This window comes from Krasilnikovia sp. MM14-A1259 (assembly GCF_047159535.1).
In the GTDB taxonomy this organism is placed as follows: Bacteria; Actinomycetota; Actinomycetes; order Mycobacteriales; family Micromonosporaceae; genus Actinoplanes.
This window is the reverse complement of record NZ_BAAGAJ010000002.1, coordinates 3,023,114-3,037,980: the sequence shown is the minus strand read 5'-3', so window position 1 is coordinate 3,037,980 and position 14,867 is coordinate 3,023,114. Positions and strand designations below refer to the sequence as shown.

11 protein-coding genes and 1 pseudogene are annotated in these 14,867 nt (G+C 74.0%); 10 read left to right on the top strand and 2 right to left on the bottom strand.

Going from position 1 to position 14,867, the window contains the following annotated elements; genetic code table 11:
* The first annotated feature begins 7 nt into the window (after positions 1-7).
* The 7 genes and pseudogenes from ACMCNK_RS13325 to ACMCNK_RS13295 all read left to right on the top strand — a co-directional run bounded on the left by ACMCNK_RS13325 (position 8) and on the right by ACMCNK_RS13295 (position 8,724).
* A complete protein-coding gene (locus tag ACMCNK_RS13325; RefSeq protein WP_412736724.1) occupies positions 8-1,261 on the top strand; it encodes an ABC transporter substrate-binding protein in 1,254 nt (417 codons plus the stop codon).
* 11 nt (positions 1,262-1,272) lie between these two features.
* On the top strand, positions 1,273-2,136 hold the full coding sequence (locus ACMCNK_RS13320; protein ID WP_412736723.1) for a branched-chain amino acid ABC transporter permease: 864 nt from the start codon (positions 1,273-1,275) through the stop codon (positions 2,134-2,136).
* Positions 2,133-3,071 (top strand): annotated as a pseudogene (locus tag ACMCNK_RS13315) (branched-chain amino acid ABC transporter permease); the annotation flags it as partial. The gene ACMCNK_RS13320 and the pseudogene ACMCNK_RS13315, both read left to right, overlap by 4 nt.
* A 145-nt stretch (positions 3,072-3,216) precedes the next feature.
* The gene (locus ACMCNK_RS13310) at positions 3,217-4,005 is read left to right on the top strand and encodes a 3-hydroxybutyrate dehydrogenase (RefSeq protein WP_412736722.1); all 789 of its coding nucleotides are present in this window, start codon (positions 3,217-3,219) and stop codon (positions 4,003-4,005) included.
* The gene (locus tag ACMCNK_RS13305; protein WP_412736721.1) at positions 3,990-5,921 is read left to right on the top strand and encodes a helix-turn-helix domain-containing protein; all 1,932 of its coding nucleotides are present in this window, start codon (positions 3,990-3,992) and stop codon (positions 5,919-5,921) included. The genes ACMCNK_RS13310 and ACMCNK_RS13305 overlap by 16 nt, the downstream gene beginning before the upstream one ends.
* An 11-nt stretch (positions 5,922-5,932) precedes the next feature.
* Positions 5,933-7,294 (top strand): tannase/feruloyl esterase family alpha/beta hydrolase, encoded by a 1,362-nt coding sequence (locus tag ACMCNK_RS13300; protein WP_412736720.1) that lies wholly within the window; start codon positions 5,933-5,935, stop codon positions 7,292-7,294.
* Between the two features lie 155 nt (positions 7,295-7,449).
* Positions 7,450-8,724, top strand: a complete 1,275-nt coding sequence (locus ACMCNK_RS13295) for a glycosyltransferase family 4 protein (protein ID WP_412740836.1) — start codon at positions 7,450-7,452, stop codon at positions 8,722-8,724.
* Positions 8,725-8,799: 75 nt separating this feature from the next.
* Here the strand turns inward: ACMCNK_RS13295 and ACMCNK_RS13290 are convergent, their stop codons facing one another.
* Positions 8,800-10,332 carry a glycerol-3-phosphate dehydrogenase/oxidase gene (locus ACMCNK_RS13290; protein ID WP_412736719.1) on the bottom strand — a complete coding sequence of 511 codons (1,533 nt, stop codon included), beginning with the start codon at positions 10,330-10,332 and terminating at the stop codon, positions 8,800-8,802.
* Entirely contained in the window at positions 10,329-10,973 is a 645-nt protein-coding gene (locus ACMCNK_RS13285; RefSeq protein ID WP_412736718.1) for a TetR/AcrR family transcriptional regulator, read from the bottom strand. The genes ACMCNK_RS13290 and ACMCNK_RS13285 overlap by 4 nt, the downstream gene beginning before the upstream one ends.
* Before the next feature lie 17 nt (positions 10,974-10,990).
* Between ACMCNK_RS13285 and ACMCNK_RS13280 the strand changes: the two genes are divergently transcribed.
* The 3 genes from ACMCNK_RS13280 (at position 10,991) to ACMCNK_RS13270 (ending at position 14,864) form a co-directional block, all read left to right on the top strand.
* On the top strand, positions 10,991-12,559 hold the full coding sequence (locus ACMCNK_RS13280; RefSeq protein ID WP_412736717.1) for an FAD-binding oxidoreductase: 1,569 nt from the start codon (positions 10,991-10,993) through the stop codon (positions 12,557-12,559).
* On the top strand, positions 12,556-13,452 hold the full coding sequence (locus tag ACMCNK_RS13275) for a diacylglycerol/lipid kinase family protein (protein WP_412736716.1): 897 nt from the start codon (positions 12,556-12,558) through the stop codon (positions 13,450-13,452). The genes ACMCNK_RS13280 and ACMCNK_RS13275 overlap by 4 nt, the downstream gene beginning before the upstream one ends.
* Before the next feature lie 68 nt (positions 13,453-13,520).
* Entirely contained in the window at positions 13,521-14,864 is a 1,344-nt protein-coding gene (locus tag ACMCNK_RS13270) for an L-serine ammonia-lyase (protein WP_412736715.1), read from the top strand.
* Positions 14,865-14,867 lie beyond the last annotated feature (3 nt).

Here is a 14,867-nt window from a genome sequence, read left to right as displayed (position 1 = left end):
AGATCCCATGCGCAAGACCATGCGGGCGCTGTGCGCCGCGTCGGCCGCCGCAGTCCTGCTGGCCGCCGGGTGCGGCCGGGGCGGGCCCGGCGGCGGCGACGAGAAGATCAGCAGCGGAAAGATCGTGCTGGCCGTGCTCAACGACCAGTCCGGTGTGTACGCCGACCTGTCCGGAAAGAACAGCGTCGAGGCGGTGCGGCTGGCCGTCGCCGATTTCCAGGCGAAGTACGGCGACCGCGCGGTCACCAAGGACATCGAGGTGATCTCCGCCGACCACCAGAACAAGCCCGACATCGCCAACTCCAAGGCCCAGGAACTGTACGACCGGCAGCAGGCCGACGTCATCCTCGACGTGCCCACCTCGTCGGCGGCCCTGGCCGTGGCGACCGTGGCGAAGGCGAAACGCAAGCTGTACTTCAACATCGGCGCCGCCACCACGGAACTCACCGGCAAACAGTGCAACCGCTACACGTTCGGCTATGCGTACGACACGTCGATGCTGGCCGGGGGCACGGGCACGCAGGTGACCAAGGACGGCGGCAAGAACTGGTATCTGGTGTATCCGGACTACGCGTTCGGGCAGGACATGCAGAAGTCGTTCCGGGCCGCGATCGGGGCGGCCGGGGGCACCGTGCTCGCCGCCGACCCCACCCCGTTCCCGAACGACAACTTCTCCACGTACCTGTTGAAGGCGCCCACACTCACACCCAAGCCGGACGTGCTCGGCGCCATGCAGGCCGGTGGGGACCTGGTCAACCTGGTGAAGCAGTACAACGAGTTCAAGCTGCGCGAGCAGGGCATCAAACTGTCCGTCGGGCTGATGTTCATCACCGACATCCATTCGCTGGGCCCGGACGCGTTCGCGGGCACCACGTTCACCGACGCGTGGTACTGGAACTTCGACGAACGCAACCGCCAGTGGGCGGACCGGTTCACCGCCCGGACCGGCACCCGGCCCTCGTTCGCGCACGCCGCCAACTACTCCGCGGCGCTGCAATACCTGGAGGCGGTGCAGCGGGCCGGCACGGACGCCGCCGACGACGTCGTGGACAAGCTGGAGGGCTATCAGTACGACGACGTGTTCGCCCGCCACGCGACCATCCGCGCGCAGGACCACCGGGTGATCCACGACGTGTATCTGGCCGAGGTGAAGCCCAAGAGCCAGGTCACCACGGACTGGGACTACGAGAAGATCCTGCGGACCATCCCGGCGGCGCAGGCGTTCCGCCCCGCCGACGCCGGTGGCTGCACGATGTCCTGACGGAGGCGCACGTGCTGCAACAGTGCTTCAACGGCCTGGTCGGCGGCAGCTTCTACGCGCTGCTCGCGCTCGGCCTGGCCGTCATCTTCGGAATGCTGGGCGTGGTCAACTTCGCCCATGGCGCCTGCTACATGCTGGGTGCGTTCGGCGCGTACGTCGCGCTGGCGAGGTTCGGGGTGCCGTTCTGGGCGGCGCTGGTGCTCGTGCCCGCGGTGCTGTTCGTCGTGGGCGCGCTGCTGGAACGCACGCTGATCCGCCGCCTGGCCCCGCTCGACCCGCTGTACAACTTCCTGCTCACGTTCGGCCTCACCCTGGTGCTGCAGGATCTCGTCAAACGCGAGTACGGGGTGCAGTCCCAGCCGTACCCGCGGCCCGCCGAACTGGGCGGCTCGGTGCACCTGGGGGTGTTCGACTATCCCGCGTACCAGGTGTTCGTGTTCGCCGCCTCGGTGGTGCTGTGCGCCGCGGTGTGGCTGGTGCTGACCCGCACCCGGGTGGGGCTGGTGGTACGGGCGGCCACCGAGCGGCCCGAGCTGACCCGGGCGTTCGGCATCGACGTGGGCCGGTGGGTGACGCCGGTGTTCGGGTTCGGGGTGGCGCTGGCCGGGCTGGCCGGGGTGCTGGCCGCGCCGATGCGAGCGGTGAACCCGCTGATGGGCGCGGATCTGGTCATCGCAGTGTTCGCGGTCGTCGTGATCGGCGGGCTCGGCTCGGTGTTCGGGTCGGTGCTGGCCGGGTTCGCGATCGGCCTGCTGCAGGCGCTGGGCAACCTGTACGTCCCCGCGCTGTCCCAGACCCTGATTTTCATCGTCATGGCCGCGGTGCTGTTGTGGCGCCCGGCCGGTCTGTTCGGCCGTGAGGAGGCCCGCGCGTGATCCACTTGCTGCTGTCCCGGCCCGGCACCCGCCGCCGCCTGCTGCTGGTGGCCGGCCTGTTCGCCGCGCTGGCGCTGCCGTGGCTGGTGTATCCGCCGGTGGCCATGGACATCGCCACGTGGGCGCTGTTCGCGGCGGCTGTCGATCTGCTGCTCGGCTACACCGGGCTGCTGTCGTTCGGCCACGCCGCGTTCTGGGGCGGTGCCGCGTACGTGTCCGGGCTGATCGCCTTGCACACCGGGCTGCCGTTTCCGGTCGCCGTGCTGGGCGGGGCGGTGGCCGCGGCGGTGCTGGCGGTGCCGATCGGGGCGCTGAGCGTCCGCAGCCGGGGCATCTACTTCGCCATGGTGACGCTGGCGTTCGCGCAGATGGTGTACTTCGTGGCGAACCAGTGGCGGTCCGTGACCGGCGGCGAGAACGGGCTGCAGGGCATCCCGCGGGAGTTGTTCGGGCTCGATCTCGCCGACCCGTTCGTCTTCTACTACGCGGGCCTGCCGATCGTCGTGTGTGGACTGTGGTGTCTGTGGCGCATCGTGCATTCGCCGTTCGGGCACGTGCTGGTGGCGATCCGCGACAATCCGGCCCGGGCACGGGCCCTCGGGTACCCGGTCGAGCGGTACAAGCTGCTGGCGTTCGTGCTGTCGGCGGCGCTGTCCGGGCTGGCCGGTGGTCTGTTCGCGATCAGCCACGGTTTCGTGTCGCTGCAGGAGGTGTACTGGACCACCTCCGGCAAGGCCGTGATGATGGTGGTCCTCGGCGGCATCGGCACCCTGTGGGGCAGCACGCTGGGCGCGGCCCTGGTGGTGCAGCTGGAGGACTACCTGTCCACCGCCGGGTTCGACGGGGTCGGCATCGTCACCGGCACGGTCTTCATGGTGGTGGTCCTGCTGTTCCGGCAGGGCCTGTGGGGGGTCGGACGCCGCCTGGCCGCCCGCCGCCCGCCGGCACCCGACGTCGCATCGGTGCCCGATGAGGACCCGGGATCGCTCGCCGAGCCGGTGTCCGCACACCCGTCCCTGCCGCGCTGAGATTCCCGGCATCGGGTCCTGCCGCACCCGTTCCGTCGCACGGAGGAGAAGCATGGAAACACTCGTCCCCCGACCCGATCTCGTGTCCCTCACAGCTGAGTCGCTTGCCGGGCGTACCGCGGTGGTGACCGGTGGGGCGGGTGGCATCGGCCGCGCGTGCGCGGAACGCCTGGCCCGGGCCGGGGCCCGCGTCGTGGTGCTGGACCGCGACGGCGCCGCCGCGGCCCGGGTGGCGGCGGCGATCGGCGGCACCGCGCACACGGTCGACCTGTCCGACCTCGACGCGATCGACGCGCTCGACCCGGCCGCCGACATCGTCGTGAACAACGCCGGGCTGCAGCACGTCGCCCCGCTGCACGAGTTCGACCCGCAGGTGTTCTCGCTGATCCTGCGGCTGATGCTGGAGGCGCCGTTCCGGCTCGTCCGGCGCTGCCTGCCGCACATGTACGCGCGCGGCTGGGGCCGCGTCGTGAACCTGTCGTCCGTGCACGGGTTGCGCGCGTCGCCGTTCAAGTCCGCGTACGTGGCCGCCAAGCACGGGCTGGAAGGGCTGTCCAAGGTGATCGCGCTGGAGGGCGCCCCGCACGGGGTCACGTCCAACTGCATCAACCCGGCGTACGTGCGGACCCCGCTCGTGCAGGCGCAGATCGCCGCGCAGGCGGCCAGCCACGGTCTGGCCGAGGACGACGTCGTCGAGCAGGTGATGCTGGCCCCGGCGGCGATCAAGCGGCTCGTCGAACCGGCCGAGGTGGCCGAGCTGGTGGCGTACCTGTGTTCGCCGCACGCCTCGTTCATGACAGGGACGTCTCTGGTGATGGACGGCGGATGGACGGCACACTGACCGGCACCGCCGAGGCGAGGAGGCCGACCGTGGCTGAACCGGGTGCCGCCGCCACGTACTTCGACCTGCTGCTGCGCGAGGCCGCCGCGGTGGAGTTCGAGCGCCCCCTGCTCCAGGCCCGGGCGGACGGCCGCCCGGCCGGTGAGCTGGCCGAGCTGGACCGGCTCAAGGGGCGCGCGTTGCAGGTCCGGGCGCTGCTGGAGCGGCGACGCCGGCGCGAGGCGGAACTGAGCGCGCTGGTCGACACGGTCGGGGACCTGGCCACACTGCGCGACCTGGACGCGGTGCTGGCCGCGCTGGTCCGCCGGGCCCGCGAACTGCTCGACACGGACGTCGCGTACATGACGCTGAACGACGTCGAGCGCGGCGACACGTACATGCGGATCACGTACGGGTCGGTGTCGGCGCGTTTCCGGCAGGTGCGGCTGCCGCTCGGGGCGGGGCTGGGCGGGCTGGTGGCGCAAAGCGCCGCGCCGTACGTCACCGCGAACTACGCCGACGACGACCGGTTCCAGCACTTCCGGGAGATCGACGACGCGGTGGCGGAGGAGGGGCTGGTGGCGATCCTCGGCGTACCGATGCTGCTGGGCACGCGGGTGCTCGGGGTGCTGTTCGCGGCGAACCGCAGCGCGCGCCCGTTCACCCGCGAGGAGGTGACGCTGCTCGGCTCGCTGGCCGCGCACGCCGCGGTGGCCCTGGACAACACCCGGCTGCTCGGCGAGACCCGGGCCGCGTTGGAGGAACTCGGCGCGGTCAACACCGTGGTGCGCCGGCACAGCGAGTCGCTGGAACGGGCCGCCGAGGCGCACGACCGGATGGCGGAGCTGATTCTTCGCGGCGGCGGCCTGGACGACCTCGCGGCCGTGGTCGCGGAGGTGCTGGGTGGCGGCCTGGCGATCCTGGACGCGGACGGGCACTGCCTCGCCGCGGTCGGCGACGTGGGCGACGCCGGGCCGCCCGCGGCGGCCGTGGCGGCCGGGCGGGGCCTGGGCCGGGCCACGCGACACGGCGAGCACTGGGTGCTGGCCGCAGGCGCGGGCAGCGAGGCGCTGTGCACGCTGGTGCTGCGGGCACCGGGCGAGCTGAGCGAGACCGACACCCGCATCCTGGAACGCGCCGGGGTGGTCACCGCGCTGCTGCTGCTGTTCCGGCGCAGCCTCGCCGCGGCCGAGGGTCGGGTCCGCGGCGAGCTGTTGGAGGACCTGCTCACCCGGCGGGTCGACGACCCGGTCACGGTCCGGCAGCGGGCCCGGCGCCTCGGCGTCGACCTCGACGATGCGCACGTGCTGGTGGTGCTGGCCTGCCCGCCCCGGCTGCGGGAGCGTGCGGCACAGTGGAGCGCCGCGCAGGCCGCCGCGCACGGCGGGCTCGCCGCGCAGCGCGACGGCAACGTGATCCTGCTGGTCGGCGGGGACCGGCCGGGCGAGGCGGCCCGGCGGATGGCCCGCGAACTGGGCGGATATCTGGGGACGGCGGTCACCGCGGGCGGCGCGGGTCCGCTGTCCGGCCCGCAGCCCGTGCCGGATGCGTACGCCGAGGCGCAGCGGTGCGCCGCGGCACTGCACGCGCTCGGCCGGGCCGGGGACGGGGCGAGCGCCGCCGAACTGGGCTTCGTCGGGCTGCTCGTGGGGGCGGAGCGGGACGTGGGCGGGTTCGTCACGGACACGCTCGGCCCGCTGCTGGACTACGACCGGCGCCGCGGCACCGCTCTGGTGCAGACGCTGGAGGCGTACTTCGCGGCCGGGGGCAATGCCGCCCGCGCGGCCGAGGCGCTGCACGTGCACGTGAACACGGTGGCGCAGCGGATGGCCCGGATCGGCCACCTGTTCGGTACGGGCTGGCAGCGCCCCGAACGCGCCCTGGAACTCCAGCTCGCCGTACGGCTGCACCGCCTGCGCGAGGACCACCCACAGTGAAGGGATCCGCCATGCCACTTGCCCCCCGTGCCGCCCATGCACTGCTGTGCCTGGTCCTGCTCCCGCTGTGCGGCGCCGCGGCCCGGCCGGACCAGTCCCCGTGCGTCCCGGCGGCCCCGGTCGTGCCGGGTGCCGAGCGGCAGGTGGCCGCGTGCCTGGCCGACCTCACCACCGCCGGGACCGTGGCCACCGGCCACACCGATCCGGCCGACTGGGCGGGCCTGACCGCCGCGGGCACCCGCAACCCGTCCGGGGTGCCCGGCATGCAGATCGACGGGTACTTCCCGGACACCTCGACCGGCAACACCACGCACGGGTGGAACCACGACGCCCAGTTCGTGATCCGGCTGCCGCGGCGGTGGACCGGCGGGCTGGTGGTCTCCGGGTCGCCGGGGGTGCGCGAGCAGTACGCCAACGACGTCGCGATCAGCGACTGGGTCCTCGCCCAGGGGTACGCGTTCGCCGCCACGGACAAGGGCAACGTCGGCGCCACGTTCTACCGCGACGGAGCCGCCCCCGGCGACGCGATCGTGGAGTGGAACGACCGGGTCACCCAGCTCACCCGGGCCGCCCGTACGGTGCTGCGCGAGCGGTACGGCACCGCCCCGCGCCGCACGTACGCGGCCGGGCTGTCCAACGGCGGCTACCTGGTGCGCTGGCAGCTCGAACACCACCCCGAGCTGTACGACGGCGGGGTGGACTGGGAGGGCACGCTGTGGCGCGCCGACGGGCCGAACCTGCTCACGTTCCTGCCCACGACGTTGCGTGACTACCCGCGGTACGCCGCCACGGGCGACCCGGCCGCGCACGCCGACCTGCTGGCCGCGGGTTTCCCGCCGGGCTCGGAGTTCCTGTGGGACTACCACTACCGGGTGTACTGGGATCTCACCCAGCGGATCTACCGCGAGGAACTCGACCCGGACTTCGACGGGCCGGTGGAGGCGGGCACCCCGTTCTGCGCGCCGGGCACTGCGGCGTGCGACGCGGACTACGCGTACGTGCAGCGTCCGGCGGCGGTGCGGGCGGCGGTGGCGCGCATCGCGCTGACCGGGCGCATCCGGCGGCCCCTGATCACGCTGCACGGCACGCTGGACGCGCTGCTGCCGATCTCCCAGGACTCCGATGTGTACGCCCGGATGGTCCGGGCCGGGCATCGCGAGCGGATCTTCCGCTACTACCGGATCGACGGCGGCAACCACGTCGACGGTCTGTACGATGCGTATCCGGATCGGCTGCGGCCGATCCTGCCGTGCTTCCGCAGCGCGTTCACCGCACTCGCCGGGTGGGTGGACCGGGGCGTCCGTCCTCCGGCGAGCGGCACCCTCGCCCGGCCGTCGTCCGGTGACCTGGCGAACGTCTGCGCGCTCAACTAAACGAACCCATCAATGTTACCGGAATGTGACGTTCCGTGCCCCGTCTTCCGGGGAAAACCCTCCCGCATGATCGACGGCGTGTTAGCACTCGTATGCGGACGGTGCTAGTCGCAGATCTGACGCCGCCCGCGGCTGGAGGAGCTGTGAACGTTCTGATGGAGGGTCCCAAACGCGCCGACCGCGACGTGCCGTCGGCACCGGAAGCCATGGCCGAGGAGGGCGACCCTGACGCGCGCCCCCTGCGGATCGCGATGGTGGTTCCGCCGTACTACGAAGTGCCGCCCCAGGCGTACGGGGGTGTCGAGTCGGTGGTCGCCGACCTGACCGACGCCCTGATCCACCGGGGGCATCACGTGACACTCATCGGCGCGGGGCGCACCGGCACCCTGGCCGACTTCGTGTCGGTGTGGCCGGAACCGATCCCGGAACGGCTCGGTGAGCCGTTCCCCGAACTGGTCCACGCCGGCATCGTCCGGCCGGCGGTGCAGAAGCTGGTCGCCGAACGCGGCGTGGATCTCGTCCACGACCACACCCTGGCCGGACCGCTGAACGCGCTGTCCTTCGCCCTGCTGGGGCTGCCCACCGTGGTGACGATGCACGGCCCGGTGCGCTCCGACCTGCACGACCTGTACACGGCGGTCAACGACGACATCGAACTGGTGGCGATCAGCGACCGGCAGCGGGCGCTGGCACCGGAGCTGCGCTGGGCGGGCCGGGTGCACAACGCCATCCGGGTCGACTCGTTCCCGTACCAGCGGGACAAGGGCGACTACGCGCTGTTCCTCGGCCGTTTCCATCCGCAGAAGGCGCCACACCTGGCGTTGGAGGCCGCGCACGCCGCGGGCATCCCGCTGATCCTGGCCGGCAAGTGTTCCGAGCCGTTGGAGAAGGAGTACTTCGCCCGCGAAGTGGAGCCGCGGCTCGGCGCCGAGGACCGGGTCTTCGGGGTCGCCGACGCGGTCGCCAAGCGGCGGCTGCTCGCCGACGCCCGGTGCCTGCTGTTTCCGATCCAGTGGGAGGAGCCGTTCGGCGTCGTGATGATCGAGGCGATGGCCTGTGGCACGCCGGTGGTGGCGTTGCGCGGCGGAGCCGTGAACGAGGTGGTCGTCGACGGGGTCACCGGGTTCATCCGGGACCACCCCGAGGAGCTGCCCGCGGCGTTGCGCCGGCTGGACGAGCTCGACCCCGCCCCGTGCCGGCAGCGGGTCGCCGAACTGTTCGACATCGACGGGCTCGGCGCGGGCTACGAGGCGGTCTACCGCGACGTCCTGGCCCGCCATTCGGCCGCGGTGTCGCATGTGCGGCCCAGCTCGCTGGGGCTGCTGCAGCGCCGGTTCGAGCGGGCCCAGCACCGCAACCGGCGAGCGGTCCGGGCGGCACACCCGCGCGACGCGAAGGCCGGGCCGTCGAAGCCCGCCGGCGCCGCGTAATCCCGGAATTGCGTGGCGGTCCGGGCCTGCCACCGGCCTGGGCCGCCACGCCGCGGTCGGCTCGGGCCAGTGCGGTCAGGCACCGGCCCGGGCTAGCGCGGCCCGCGCCGCGGGCAGGGCCCGCTCACGGTCCGCCGGAACAAGCCCGATCCGGGTACGCCGGTCGAGCACGTCCCCGGCGTCCAGGGCGCCTTCGCGCTGCACCGCCCACACCAGTTCCGCGCCGGTCACCGCGATGCCGTCGGCGACCGGCCGGGCCAGCGCCGGGTCATCGGCCGCCAACGCCAGCACCGCCGCGGCTTCGGTGCCGTACCGGGCCACGAGCCGGGCCGGGGCGGCCACCCGGGCCAACGCCTCCGGTGGGGCCGCACCGACCAGGGGCAGCCGCGCCGTCAGGCAGCGCCCGGTGGGCCGTCCGGCCGCGCGCAGCGCCGCATCCACCGCGTCGCGCGCCATCCGCCGGTACGTGGTGAGCTTGCCACCCACCACAGTGGTGACCCCGCCGGGCGAGGTGCGCACCGCGTGCCGGCGGGACAGATCGGCGGTACGGTCGGCGCCACCGGCCAGCAGCGGGCGCAGCCCGGCGAACGCGCCCACGACGTCGTCCTCGGTCGGCGCCGGGTCCACCGCGGTGGCGAGCACGTCGAGCAGGAAGCCGCGCTCGGCGGGGCTGGGCTCGGGGACATCGGGCACCGGGCCGTCCACCGGCTCGTCGGTCAGCCCGAGGTAGATGTGGCCGTCCGGCTGGGGCAGGGCGAACACGAACCGGTTCGTCTCGCCCGGCACCCCGATCGTGAGCCCGGCGACCTGGGCGCCGAGCGCGCCGGGGCGCAGCACCAGATGCGTGCCGCGGGACGGGCGCAGCCGTACGCCGGGGTCGAGCTGGTCCGCCCACACGCCGGTGGCGTTCACGACCATCCGCGCCCGGACCTGGTGTTCCGTGCCGGTCAGGGTGTCGACGACCGTGGCGCCGCCGCCGTGCAGCTCGCTCACCCGGCAACGGGTGAGGATGCGCGCGCCGTGGCCGGCGGCCGTCCGGGCCAGCGCCACGACCAGGCGGGCGTCGTCCACGAGCTGGCCGTCCCAGCCGAGCACCCCGCCGCGCAGCCCGGCCCGGCGCACCGCGGGCACCAGCCGGGTCACCTCGGCGGGGCTGATCCGGCGGGAACGCGGCAGCCGGGCGGCCGGGGTGTGCGCCGCGGCGCGCAGCGCGTCGCCGGCCGCGAAGCCCGCGCGGGCCAGGGCGGCCCGGCCGCCCGAGACCAGCGGGGTCTGCGGCAGCACGGACGGCAGCGCGGTGATCAGGTGCGGCGCGACCGTACGCAGCAGGATGCCGCGCTCGACCGCACTCTCGTACGCCAGCCCCAGATGCCCGCCCGCCAGGTAGCGCAGCCCGCCGTGCACGAGCTTGGAGCTCCACCGCGACGTGCCGAACGCGAGATCGTGGGCGTCGAGCGCAGCGACCGTGAGCCCGCGCGACGCCGCGTCCAGTGCGACCCCGGCCCCGGTGACGCCGAGACCGACCACGAGCAGGTCGACCGTAGTGCCGGCGGAGAGCTCGGCCAGCTCGCGGCCGCGGCGCTCGGCGGTCAGTGCGGTGCCGGTCACGGCGCCAGGAACCGATCGAGCAGGAGCCGTGCCTCGGCGTCGAGGTCGGTCTCGGTGACCTCGCCGCCGGGTGGCGGGTCGGTCATGGTGCCGGCCGAGATGACGAAGCCGTGCAGGGCGAGCAGGACGGCTCGGCCGAGCACGGCGGGCGGCCCGGCGCGTACCGAGCCGTCTGCGTGCCCTTCGGAGATGCTGTCCTGCAGCGCGGCGAGGATCAGGTCCTGGCTGGTGCCGCGCCGGTCCACCAGGTAAGGGACGAGGATCTCCGGGTCCAGCTCGACGATGCGGCGGAACACCGGGTGGTGGCGCAGCTGCCGGGCGCCCGTGGCGAGGCTGTCGACGATGCGGGCGCGGGCGGTCTCGCCGCCGGCCCCGGCGCGCGCCCGCAACGCCAGCTCGCCCCACTCGCGGGTCATCAGGTCGGCGACCAGGGAGGCCATGTCGGGCCAGCGCCGGTACATGGTCATCCGGGAGACCCCGGCGCGGCGGGCCACGTCGGTGAGGGTGGTGCGGCGCAGGCCGACGGCCAGCACGCAGTCGCGGGCGGCGTCCAGGAGCGCGTCGTCGGCGGTCCGCCGGTCGGCGATGCCCCGCTCGGACGTGCTCGGGTCCGCCTCGGGGGTGTTACAACTGGACGTCATGTGTCACAGTGTAACCCATGAATGAGCTGCGCCATGCGGCCCGCTGGGGCGACCCCGCCGACGCCGTGACCCTGCCCTCCGGTGTCCGGGATCTGCTCGGCTCCGCTCTCGGGGTGCGTGCCCCGCGCCCCGCGGCCGACAAAGCCGATCTGCCGCCGTCGTCCCTGCCCGCCGCCGCGCTGGCCGACCTGGTGACCGCCTGCTCCCGGGTCTTCACCGACGACGCCACCCGGCTGGCCCACGCCGCCGGGAAGTCCACCGAGGACCTGCTGCGCCTGCGCGCCGGCCGCGTCGAGGACGCCCCCGACGCGGTGGCCCGGCCCGGCTCCCACGACGAGGTGGCCGCGCTGCTCGCCGCGTGCGCCCGCCAGCACGTCGCGGTCATCCCGTTCGGCGGCGGCACCTCCGTGGTGGGCGGGCTGGCCGCGCGCCGCGACGGCTTCGCGGGCGTCCTCGCGCTGGATCTCGCCGGGCTGGACCGGCTGATCCGGGTGGACCCGGTGTCGCGCACCGCGACGGCCCAGGCCGGGCTGCGCGCCCCGGACGCCGAGCGGCTGCTCGCCGCGCAGGGGTACACGCTCGGCCACTTCCCCCAGTCATTCGAGTACGCCAGCCTCGGCGGCTTCGCCGCCACCCGCTCCAGCGGCCAGGCCTCCGCCGGGTACGGGCGCTTCGACCGGATGGTCGTCGGGCTGAAGGCCGCCACCCCGGTGGGCACCGTGGAGCTCGGCCGTGCCCCGGAGTCCGCGGCCGGCCCGGACCTGCGGCAGCTCCTGCTCGGCTCCGAAGGCGTCTTCGGAGTCATCACCGAGCTGACCCTGCGCGTGCGGCCCGTCCCGGCCGCGCGCCACTACTCCGGGTGGGTGTTCCCGGACTTCGCCGCGGGCGGCGACGCGCTGCGCTCCTTGGCCCAGGACGGGCCGCTGCCGACCGTGCTGCGCCTGTCCGACGAGACGGAGACCGCGATCAACGCGGCCACCGGCGCGGGCCCGGCTGCCGACGGCGGCTGCCTGGCCGTGGTCGGCGTCGAGGGCGCACAGGACGAGGTGGCCGCGCGTACCGAGGCGGTGCACCGGCGGCTCACCGCGCTCGGGGGCGTCCCGCTCGGCGAGGAGCCCGGCGAGCACTGGCGTACGGGCCGGTACCGGGCGCCGTACCTGCGGGATGCGCTGCTCGACGCGGGGGCGCTGGCCGAGACGCTGGAGACCGCGACGTTCTGGGACCGGCTGCCCCAGACGTACGCCGCGGTGCGCGACGCGCTGGTCACCACCCTCGCCGCCAACGGCACCCCGCCGCTGGTGCTCTGCCACATCTCGCACGTCTACGACACCGGCGCGTCGCTCTACTTCACGGTCGTGGCCGCGCAGGACGACGACCCGGTGGCGCAGTGGCGCGCCGCCAAGGTCGCGGCCGGCGACGCGATCGCCGCCACCGGCGCCACGATCACCCACCACCACGGCGTCGGCCGCGACCACCGCCCCTGGTACGGGCGGGAGATCGGCCCGGTCGGGGCGGCGGCGTTGCGTGGCGTCAAGGAGGCGCTGGACCCGTACGGAATCCTCAACCCGGGGATCCTGCTGCCGTGAGCCGCGAGGTCTTCACCGCGGTGGTCAACCCCGCCGCGGGCGCGGGCAGCGCCCCGCAGCGGATCATCCGCCTGGCCCGGGCGCTGCGCGAGGGCGGCGCGAGCGTGACCGTGAGTTTCACGCGCGGGCTCGGGCACGCCACGGAGCTCGCCGCCGCGGCGGCCGCCCGTGGCCACGCGGTGCTGGCCGTGGGCGGCGACGGTCTGGCCGGGGCGGTCGCCGCGGGGCTGGTCGGCACCGGGGCCGAGCTGGCGGTCGTCCCGGCCGGACGGGGCAACGACCTGGCCCGCGCGGTGCCGCTGCCCGCCGACCCGGGTTGGGCCGCGGAGGCGCTGCGCACCCTGCCGAGCCGGGCCGTCGACGTGGCCGAGGCCGCGGGCCGGGTGGTGGTCGGCGGTGTCTACACCGGCATCGACGCCGCCGCGAACGATCTGGCCAACCGCCGCCGGCTGCCGCGCCGCCCGATCGCCTACCAGATCGCGGCGCTGGCGGTGATGGCCCGCTGGCGCCCGGTCGGCTACACGCTCACCGTGGACGGCGAGCCCGTTCCGCTGACCGGGCACACCGTGGTGGTCGCCAACGCTCCCTGGTACGGCGGCGGCCTGCGCGTCGCCCCGGAGGCGAGCCTCCACGACGGCCTGCTGGACCTGGTCACGGTCGGTGCGCTGCCGCGCCGGCGGATGCTGCCCGTGCTCACCGCGCTGCGCCACGGCACCCACCTCGGGCTGACCGGCATCGAGGCGAGCCGTGCGCGGGAGGTCACCATCGCGGCCGACCGCGCCCTGCCCGTGTACGCCGACGGCGAGCCGCTCGGCCGCTGCCCGGTCACCATCCGGGTACGCCCGGGCGCCCTGCGGCTGATCGGTGCCCCGGAACCTCCCGGCGGCGGCTGACCGGCCGATCCGCGGGTAGTCTCGGCCCCGCCGGAGCCGACGACGTCTCGCGGTGACAGGAGTGCGCGATGATCAGTGTGTTCGAGCTGTTCAAGGTGGGTATCGGGCCGTCGAGCTCGCACACGGTCGGGCCGATGCGCGCGGCCCGGATCTTCGCGGAGGCGCTGGTCGCCGATGGGGAACTGGCGCGTACCGCGCGGGTCACCGCGGAGCTGTTCGGGTCGCTGGGCGCCACCGGGCACGGGCACGGCAGCGACAAGGCGGTGCTGCTGGGGCTGGCCGGGGAGGCCCCGGAGACCGTGGACACGGACACGGCCGACGAGCGGGCCGCCGCGATGCAGGAACGGGTACCGCTGCTCGGCAAGCACGACGTCGACATCACGGTCGTGCTGCACCGCCGCCGGGCCCTGCCGCTGCACCCCAACGGGATGACATTCACCGCGTACGATGCGGCGGGGGAGCCGGTGCGCGCCCGCACGTACTACTCCGTGGGCGGCGGCTTCGTCGTGGACGGGGAGGCCGGAACGGTGGTCGCCGAGCAGGTCGCCGTGACGCACCCGTTCCGGACCGGGGCGGACCTGCTGGGGCTGACCCGGGCAACCGGGCAGCGGATCAGCGATGTGGTGCTGGCCAACGAGCGGGCGTGGCGTACCGACGCCGACACCCATGCGGGCCTGCTGCACATCTGGCAGGTCATGCAGGAGTGCGTCACCCGCGGCTGCTCCCGGGAGGGCACCCTGCCGGGCTCGCTGCGGGTGCGCCGCCGGGCCGCCGAGTTGCACCGCAGCCTGCGCGAGGAGGCGTACAGCGTCGACCCGCTGCGGGTGATGGACTGGGTGACCCTGTTCGCACTGGCGGTCAACGAGGAGAACGCCGCGGGCGGGCGGGTCGTCACCGCCCCCACCAACGGGGCCGCCGGGATCGTGCCCGCGGTGCTGCACTACTACGCCCGCTTCGTGCCCGGCGCCACCGACGACGGGGTGGTGCGTTTCCTGCTCACCGCGGGCGCGATCGGCATGCTGTTCAAGGAGAACGCCAGCATCTCCGGCGCCGAGGTGGGCTGCCAGGGCGAGGTCGGCTCGGCGTGTTCGATGGCCGCGGCCGGGCTTGCCGAGGTGCTCGGCGGCACTCCCGAGCAGGTGGAGAACGCCGCCGAGATCGCCATGGAACACAACCTGGGGCTGACCTGCGACCCGGTCGGCGGGCTCGTGCAGATTCCGTGCATCGAGCGCAACGCGGTGGCCAGCATCAAGGCGATCACCGCGGCGCGGCTGGCGTTGCGCGGCGACGGGGTGCACAGCGTCTCGCTGGACAAGGTCATCAAGACCATGCGGGAGACCGGCGCCGACATGAAGATCAAGTACAAGGAGACCGCGCGGGGCGGCCTGGCGGTCAATGTCATCGAGTGTTGAACC

Bases quoted from the DNA above. Each gene is read 5' to 3' on its own strand.
- ACMCNK_RS13325 (WP_412736724.1), top strand. From the start codon at position 8: ATGCGCAAGACCATGCGGGCGCTGTGCGCCGCGTCGGCCGCCGCAGTC.
- ACMCNK_RS13310 (WP_412736722.1), top strand. From the start codon at position 3,217: ATGGAAACACTCGTCCCCCGACCCGATCTCGTGTCCCTCACAGCTGAG.
- ACMCNK_RS13305 (WP_412736721.1), top strand. From the start codon at position 3,990: ATGGACGGCACACTGACCGGCACCGCCGAGGCGAGGAGGCCGACCGTG.
- ACMCNK_RS13300 (WP_412736720.1), top strand. From the start codon at position 5,933: ATGCCACTTGCCCCCCGTGCCGCCCATGCACTGCTGTGCCTGGTCCTG.
- ACMCNK_RS13295 (WP_412740836.1), top strand. From the start codon at position 7,450: ATGGAGGGTCCCAAACGCGCCGACCGCGACGTGCCGTCGGCACCGGAA.
- ACMCNK_RS13285 (WP_412736718.1), bottom strand. From the start codon at position 10,973: ATGACGTCCAGTTGTAACACCCCCGAGGCGGACCCGAGCACGTCCGAG.
- ACMCNK_RS13280 (WP_412736717.1), top strand. From the start codon at position 10,991: ATGAATGAGCTGCGCCATGCGGCCCGCTGGGGCGACCCCGCCGACGCC.
- ACMCNK_RS13270 (WP_412736715.1), top strand. From the start codon at position 13,521: ATGATCAGTGTGTTCGAGCTGTTCAAGGTGGGTATCGGGCCGTCGAGC.